A 6,973-nucleotide genomic window follows, 5' to 3' on the forward strand; every position below is an offset into this window, starting at 1 on the left:
GCTAAAGCCAGTCCTACTATTTGAACGCGGTCTTCCTGTAGGACTGGCTTTAGCCGGGAATGCGTCGGAGGTCACACCGCTAAATGTGTGTTGATCATACGGGCCTCTTCCCGGCTAAAACCGGTCCTACTGCGTGCGCGGTCCCACTATGGGTACGCCAGAACCTCCATCATTACCCCCGACTGCCACTCGAAATACGGATTGAACGTCAGCCGCGCGAAGGCTTTGCCCGGTTCACGATGGCCCCAATCCGAATACCACACCGGCTCGCCATTCAGGCATTTCTGCATGTCGGCGGATGACTGGCCGTTCCAGCAGATCCGCTGACGGCCATTCACTCCATACAACGGGTTTGCGGGGGCGAACATCAGCCCCATGTGCGAGAACTGGGCGATGCGGTATTCCGGCAGGAAGTCGTTGCGCACCCGCACCCTCGGGTTTTTCTGCGCCGGCGCCGGTTCGTTGCCATACCAGATCAGCCGGCTGAGCGGATGGGTGAAGCGCGCGTTGAAGGTGTCCAGCACGTAACCGGTGTCCAGCACCGAATCGTGCTCGGTGATGGCGACGAACACCGGCTTGTCGTAAGCCCCTTTGTCGAGGTGCTTCTGGGCCAACAGCGCGCTGCGGTAGAACTGGGCGAAACCGTTGGTGGGCACGTTCAGGTAGCGGACTGGCGTCTGCATCGGGCGCACGCCATCATCCGGTTTCGCCAGCCAGGGGCGAAACCAGCCGATGTACTGAGTGACCCAGGCGTAGGTGTTCGCCGGTTTGAAGGCCGGAGAGAACAGCACCAGGCCGGCGATATTCGGGTGCTCGTACGCGTAATCCAGCACCAGGTTCGCACCAGTCGAAAACCCGCCCAGATACACCGTCGGCACCTCCCGCTCAAGAATCTGCGTCTGCTCGCGCACCACCTGCTGCCACTGTCTGAGCGTCACATCCAGCATGTCCGACGGCTTGCTGCCATGGCCCGGCAGCAACACCGTGCGCACCAGAAACCCCTGCGCCGCGAGCGCCTCGCCGACGTCATTGAACGACCACGGCGAGTCGCCGAGGCCATGGACCAACAAAATCCCCCGCGTGGCTGGCGCTTTGGGTCGCCATTCCCGAGGTGCATTCCACTCGATCTCGGCTGGGTGATCAGTCGTCTGAAAGGTCCGGTTCTCCTGCATCCAGGCAATGGTCTGCTGGCGATATTCGGCAAAACTCGCCTGCCCCAGAGGCACCTCGGTGGAGGCGCAGGCCTGAAGGGTCAGGGCGGAGAGGAGGAGGGTGAGACGGTGCAGGGCCAAATTGAGTTCTCGCGTGTTCAGATGTCCAGTTGATCGGGCCGGATGCCGAACGCCTGGGCGATTCTTTCTCGAGTCTGCTTGCGGGGACGCGCCACCGATTCCTGCTGGGCGTAGGCGGGTTGGGAGATACCGAGTCGTCCGGCGACAAGCTCCTGGGTCAGATCCAGATACTCGCGCCACGCCCGAATTGGCGTTGAGCCGTCGACAATCCGGCTGACGACTTCGTGGGGGATCAGATCTTCCCCACCGTGCTGGCTGACGTACTCTTCATAGGGGATGACCACGAAGGCGGGTTTGCCGTCGGGGCCGTTGATGATCTGGATGTTATTAGTAGGTGCGCTCATCGTTGTTATCCGATCAACCATGCTTTGGCGTCCTTATAAGACTTCCATAAGTCTGGCGTGGATATTACTTATAGTTGAAATCCCATGCGAGCGGCCAATCGCGCCTGGACCAAGATTCAGGCAGACTCCCACCACCCACAAAAACAAGACCTGATGTGTATGAACCCTCATTCCCTTCGCTGCGCAGACACCCCTCATGTTCGCCCTTGACCACGCCCTGGCCCAGGACATCGTCGACCGGGCGATGGCGATTTTGCCGTGCAACGTCAACGTCATGGATTACCTGGGGATCATCATTGGCAGCGGCGAGGCCGAGCGGTTGTACACCCGGCATGAAGGGGCGCAGCTGGTCCTCGCCAACAGCCGCGTGGTGGAGATCGATTCGCACACCGCCCGGCAGCTCGACGGCGTGCGCCCGGGGGTGAATCTGCCGCTCATGCTGGATCAGAAACTGATCGGCGTGCTCGGCATCACCGGCGAGCCGGATGATGTGCGGGTCTACGCGGAGCTGGTGAAGATGACCGCCGAGATGCTCATGGAGCATCGACGCCAGCAGGCCGATCAGCAATGGCGGCATCAGCGCAGTGAAGACTTGCTTTCGCGGCTCTTGCTCGGCGACAGCGCTGCCCATCTGGTCGCCGAAGCTGAACAGCTGGGTTTGCAGCCGCAGTTGCCGCGCCAGGCCGTGTTGCTCGAACTGCCTGAAGGCGCGACCTATGCCGGTGCGATGAGTGCGTGGCTGATGGGGCGTTACGCCAACAGCTGGTGCCTGCCGTGCGAGCCAGGTTTGATTTATTGGTGCCGCGCGGTGGGCAAGGACCGCGACGACGCTTTGCTGCTGGAGCTTTTCGACGAACAGGGCTGGCCTGTGCAACGCATGGCGACCGTCGAACCCTCGGCGGACCTGGCCTCCCTGCGCGCCGCCTGCACCGCCGGCCGCGACCTGCTCGATTACGCGCGTCACTTGCGGCCGACCGTCAAACTGCTGCGGCTGGCCAGCCATCGCGTCGCGCTGCTGTTCTGGCGCAACCGCCACGACTGGCTGGCCGAAGGCATCGCCGAGCCGATCAAGCGCCTGCTCGATAACCCGCAATTGCTCGACACCCTGCGCGCCTGGTTCGACTACAGCGGCGAAAGCCAGGCCTGCGCCGACACGCTGGGCATCCATCGCAACAGCCTGCGCTACCGGCTGGAGAAAATCGCCGAACTGACCCGCTGCGATCCCTACCGGACCGAGGACCTGCTGCGCCTTTATCTCGGCGCGCAGATGGTGGTCAAGTAAGGCGCTTTCGCAGCGTTGTTCGTATGAACAACCGAGCGAGCCACCTGTTGTGCAAGCGTAAGGCGGTAAAGTCGCTTCAGGGTGCGAAGATCGGCCATCAGACAAGGAGAACAACATGAAAATCGTCATCGCCCCGGACTCGTTCAAAGACAGCCTCAGCGCCCAAAGTGTCGCCCACGCCATCGCCGCCGGGCTCATCGACGTCTGGCCTGACGCCGAACTGGTCGAGTGCCCGATGGCTGATGGCGGCGAGGGCACCATCGAAGCGGTCTTGGCGGCGTGCGACGGTGAGTGGATGAGCAATCAGGTCAGCGGACCGCTTGCGCAGCCCGTGCAGGCGCAGTGGGGCTGGCTGGCGGACACGCGCACGGCGATCATCGAAATGGCCATGGCCAGCGGTCTGCAACTGTTAAGCCTGGACCAGCGCGACGCGACCATCACCAGCACGTTTGGCACTGGCGAACTGATCAAGGCCGCGCTGGATGCCGGCGCCGAGCGGGTAATCCTGGCCATCGGCGGCAGCGCGACCAATGATGCCGGCACCGGCATGCTGTCGGCGCTGGGTGCGCGCTTCCTCGACCGGGACGACCAGCCCCTCGCTCCCGGTGGCCTGGCCCTGGCACAACTGGCGCGCATCGACCTGACCGGGCTCGACCCGCGCCTGAGCAGTGTGCAGTTCGAAGTCGCCGCCGACGTCAACAATCCCCTATGCGGCGTGCAAGGCGCGTCGCACATCTTCGGCCCGCAGAAGGGCGCCTCCCCTGAGCAGGTGCTGGCGCTGGACGCAGCCCTTGGGCATTTCGCCAAGCACTCGGCTCAGGCATTGGGCCGCGACGACAGCGAGTACCCCGGCAGCGGCGCGGCAGGCGGCATGGGCTTCGCGGCCAAGGCCTATCTGAATGCATCGTTTCGTCCCGGTGTGGAAGTGGTGGCCGACCTGACCGGCTTGGCCGCCGCATTGGCGGGCGCCGACCTGGTGATCACCGGAGAAGGCCGTTTTGACGCCCAGACCCTGCGCGGCAAAACCCCCTTCGGCGTCGCCCGGATGGCTCAGCGTAAAAACGTGCCGGTCATCGTGCTGGCCGGGACACTGGGGGAGGGCTACGCCGACCTGTATGCCCACGGCATCAGCGCCGCCTTCGCCGTGACCAGCGGGCCGATGACGCTGGAGTTCGCCTGCGCCAACGCCGCGACGTTGCTCCACGACCGCGCCCGGGATATCGCCCGGGTGTGGGCCCTCGCAGCCCGTTAACGCTTTGCCCGAGCGGTCGCCTCGATCAGGCAGTTTTCAGGTGCATCAGCGGAATCGGCCTGCGCATCAACGTGCCCACCAGCACCGCGGCCAACAGGGCGATCAGGCCCGCAACCCACAATACCGAGCCGAATCCCGAGACAAAGGCGTCCCGGGCCAGCGGCTGAATCATTCCCCGCGCGCTGGCATCGACGGTTTGCAGCGCAGCGTTCATGTCGCCGGCCACCACCCGTGAGGCGATGTGCTCGGCCTGATCGAGGAGGTGGGGCGAGGCGGTCGCCAGTGTGTTCTTCAGCGATCCGAGCGTATGGCTGGCGAGCAGCGCGCCATAGACGCCGATCGCCAGCATGATCGCGCTGAACCGCATGGTCGTGCTCATCCCCGACGCCATGCCGGTGCGTTCCCGGGGTACGCAGGCCATGATGTTCTTCTGCGTGTCACCGTTGAGCAAGCCTGCGCCCGCCCCAGTCACGGCCATCGCCGCCGCGAACGCCGGGTAGCCGCCAATCCCGGTGGCCCAGGCGCACAGCAGGTTGCCGACGCCCACAAGGGTCAGGCCCAGCGCCATCATGGCCGCCGGCGACAGGTGCCGTGACAGCGTCGGCCCGAAGCGCGGCAACAGCAGCATGGTGATCGCGAACGGCAGCATCCCTAGGCCCGAATCGATGGCACTGAAGCCCAGGCCGTTCTGCAGGTAAAACGGCAGCAACGTCATCATCACCTGGGCGCAGCCGGCGTAGGCGAACATGCCGAGCAGGGCGCCGATGAAGCGCGGGTAGTTGAACAGCTGCAAATCGACCATCGGCCGGCGTTGCAGGCGCTCGGCGATGATGAACAGCACGAGGAGCACCGCCCCCGCTGCCAGGCGCATGGACGTGAGCGGGTGGTCCCAGCCGATTCGGTTGGCTTCTATCAGGCCCCAGATCAGGCTCAGCAGGCTGGTGCTGAAAAACAGACTGCCCCAGGGATCGAGACGCGCCGACTGCTCGTTGCGTGACTCTTGAATGTTACGCATGACCATCACCAGCAGCCCAATACCCACCGGCAGGTTGAGGTAGAAAATCCAGCGCCAGCCGATCAGCTCGGCAATCAACCCGCCGATCGTGGGGGCGGCGGTCATGGCCACACCCATGCACGCGCCCCAGAACGCCCAGGCCTTGGCGCGCTCGGCTTCGTCGTGGAAAACGTGGCCGATGGTTGCCAGCGCCGAGGTGAGCAGCAGCGCCGCGCCCACGCCCTTGATCGCCCGGGCAATGTCGAGGAAAAGAATGTCCGGCGCCGCGCCACAACCCAGCGATGCCAGGATGAACAGCACCAGCCCTGTGATCAGCATGCGCTTGCGGCCAAAGCGATCGGCCAGGCTGCCCGCAGGCAGCAACAACGCGGCGAAGGCCAGCATGTAGGCGCTGACCACCCACTCGATGTCGGCAAAACCGGCACCCAGATCCCGCGCGATGCTCGGCAGGGTGACCGCGACAATGTTGGTGTCGAGCACGATCAACGCGCATACGCCGGAGGCCGTGAGCAGGGTCAGGCGGGGGCTGGGTCGAGACATGGGTGGGGGCTCCGGACGCTGTTAGGTGCTGACTAACGCAGGTCGATATGAAAGGGTTCGTCGCCTGAACAGAGTAAGGGGATATGCCCTATGCTCTGTTACCCGCTCCCCGCTTTTTCATTACCTCTCAGGTAACGCTCCATGGAAATCCGGCACTTTCGTTATTTTTTGGCCGTTGCTCGCCACCGCCATTTCACTCGGGCCGCCGAGCAACTGGGCATCGCGCCGCCCACGCTCACACGGCAGATTCAGGACCTGGAGAACGCGCTGGGCACCCGACTGTTTTTGCGGGAACAGCGGGAGGTGAGGCTGACGGAAGCGGGGCGCGCGCTGCAGATCGAGGCCGAACTGGCGGTGCGTCAATTTGAAACCGCGCAGTACAACGTCCAGCGCGCCGGCCGTGGCGAGGCCGGCAGGATCGAGTTGGGCTACGTCGCCTCAGCGGTGTTTTCCGGGGTATTGCAGCGCCACGTCAGCCAGTTTCGGGAGCGATACGCCGACGTCGAATTCAGCATCAACAAGCACCTGATGCCGACACTGCCGCGGCTCATAGAGGAGGGGCGGCTGGACGTGGGTTTCATCCGCTCTCCCATGCAGTTGCCCGATTCCTTGAGCGCCGTGCAGTTGCTGACGGAGGGGTTTGCCCTGGCGCTGCCGGACAGTTCGTGGCTGTGCAAGCTGAAACTCATCAATGCGGTGAACCTGCAGAACGAGACGTTCATCCTGCCTGAGCAGATTTCCGGCACCCTGGAGGTGGCGGCCCACGGCGGTTTCGCGCCGACCCTGGGTCCGCAGCCGGGCGGGCTGGTGTCGGTGATTGCGCTGGTGAGTCTTGGTCAGGGTGTGGCGGTGGTGCCGGAGTCGGTGGTGGATCACATTCGTCTGCCGAATGTGGTGTATCGGCGGATCGAGGATTGTCAGCCGAGCTCGTCGTTGTCACTGATCCACCGACGCCACGAAAAGGCCCCGGCGGTGATCAGGTTTGTTGAGTACGTCAAAGGCGCGCGCGCGCTGTAAAAAAGATCAAGAGCGTCTGCCTGGGGGCAGACTGTTTCGGCTTCGCCGAGTTACTTGGAAAAGCACCCCAAGTAACCAAGGGTGCTTGCTCTCGGTTGGGCCCTTCCTTCGTCAGGGTTCCTTCACTCCGGTCTCGCTCCGTGGGCCCGCGCCGAACGGACATCCATGTCCTGACGGCGCTCTCGCCGCATCCATGCGGCTCGGCCCACTGAGCGAGACCTGCGTTCAGCC

General features: G+C 64.0%; 6 protein-coding genes. 3 read left to right on the forward strand and 3 right to left on the reverse strand.

All coding sequences use genetic code 11. The annotated features are described in order from the left end of the window. Positions 1-146: 146 nt before the first annotated feature. Positions 147-1,292, reverse strand: coding sequence for an alpha/beta fold hydrolase (locus tag QMX88_RS28230; protein ID WP_282373544.1), 1,146 nt, complete (start codon positions 1,290-1,292; stop codon positions 147-149). Positions 1,293-1,309: 17 nt separating this feature from the next. Beyond that, on the reverse strand, positions 1,310-1,636 hold the full coding sequence (locus QMX88_RS28235) for a helix-turn-helix domain-containing protein (RefSeq protein ID WP_192172350.1): 327 nt from the start codon (positions 1,634-1,636) through the stop codon (positions 1,310-1,312). Between the two features lie 196 nt (positions 1,637-1,832). Here QMX88_RS28235 and QMX88_RS28240 point away from each other — a divergent pair, with 196 nt between their 5' ends. Together QMX88_RS28240 and QMX88_RS28245 are read left to right on the forward strand one after the other, a co-directional pair. Then, positions 1,833-2,918, forward strand: a complete 1,086-nt coding sequence (locus QMX88_RS28240) for a CdaR family transcriptional regulator (RefSeq protein WP_282373545.1) — start codon at positions 1,833-1,835, stop codon at positions 2,916-2,918. A gap of 115 nt (positions 2,919-3,033) precedes the next feature. Continuing rightward, the gene (locus QMX88_RS28245) at positions 3,034-4,170 is read left to right on the forward strand and encodes a glycerate kinase (protein ID WP_282373547.1); all 1,137 of its coding nucleotides are present in this window, start codon (positions 3,034-3,036) and stop codon (positions 4,168-4,170) included. A gap of 25 nt (positions 4,171-4,195) precedes the next feature. On the opposite strand, the gene QMX88_RS28250 is transcribed toward QMX88_RS28245, so the two are convergent. After that, entirely contained in the window at positions 4,196-5,725 is a 1,530-nt protein-coding gene (locus QMX88_RS28250) for an MFS transporter (protein WP_282373548.1), read from the reverse strand. 141 nt (positions 5,726-5,866) lie between these two features. Here QMX88_RS28250 and QMX88_RS28255 point away from each other — a divergent pair, with 141 nt between their 5' ends. After that, positions 5,867-6,742 carry a LysR family transcriptional regulator gene (locus tag QMX88_RS28255; RefSeq protein ID WP_282373549.1) on the forward strand — a complete coding sequence of 292 codons (876 nt, stop codon included), beginning with the start codon at positions 5,867-5,869 and terminating at the stop codon, positions 6,740-6,742. Positions 6,743-6,973: the final 231 nt, after the last annotated feature.

This window comes from Pseudomonas sp. PS02290, assembly GCF_029960075.1.
Taxonomy (GTDB): domain Bacteria; phylum Pseudomonadota; class Gammaproteobacteria; order Pseudomonadales; family Pseudomonadaceae; genus Aquipseudomonas.

Bases quoted from the DNA above. Each gene is read 5' to 3' on its own strand.
- QMX88_RS28235 (WP_192172350.1), bottom strand. From the start codon at position 1,636: ATGAGCGCACCTACTAATAACATCCAGATCATCAACGGCCCCGACGGC.
- QMX88_RS28240 (WP_282373545.1), top strand. From the start codon at position 1,833: ATGTTCGCCCTTGACCACGCCCTGGCCCAGGACATCGTCGACCGGGCG.
- QMX88_RS28245 (WP_282373547.1), top strand. From the start codon at position 3,034: ATGAAAATCGTCATCGCCCCGGACTCGTTCAAAGACAGCCTCAGCGCC.
- QMX88_RS28250 (WP_282373548.1), bottom strand. From the start codon at position 5,725: ATGTCTCGACCCAGCCCCCGCCTGACCCTGCTCACGGCCTCCGGCGTA.
- QMX88_RS28255 (WP_282373549.1), top strand. From the start codon at position 5,867: ATGGAAATCCGGCACTTTCGTTATTTTTTGGCCGTTGCTCGCCACCGC.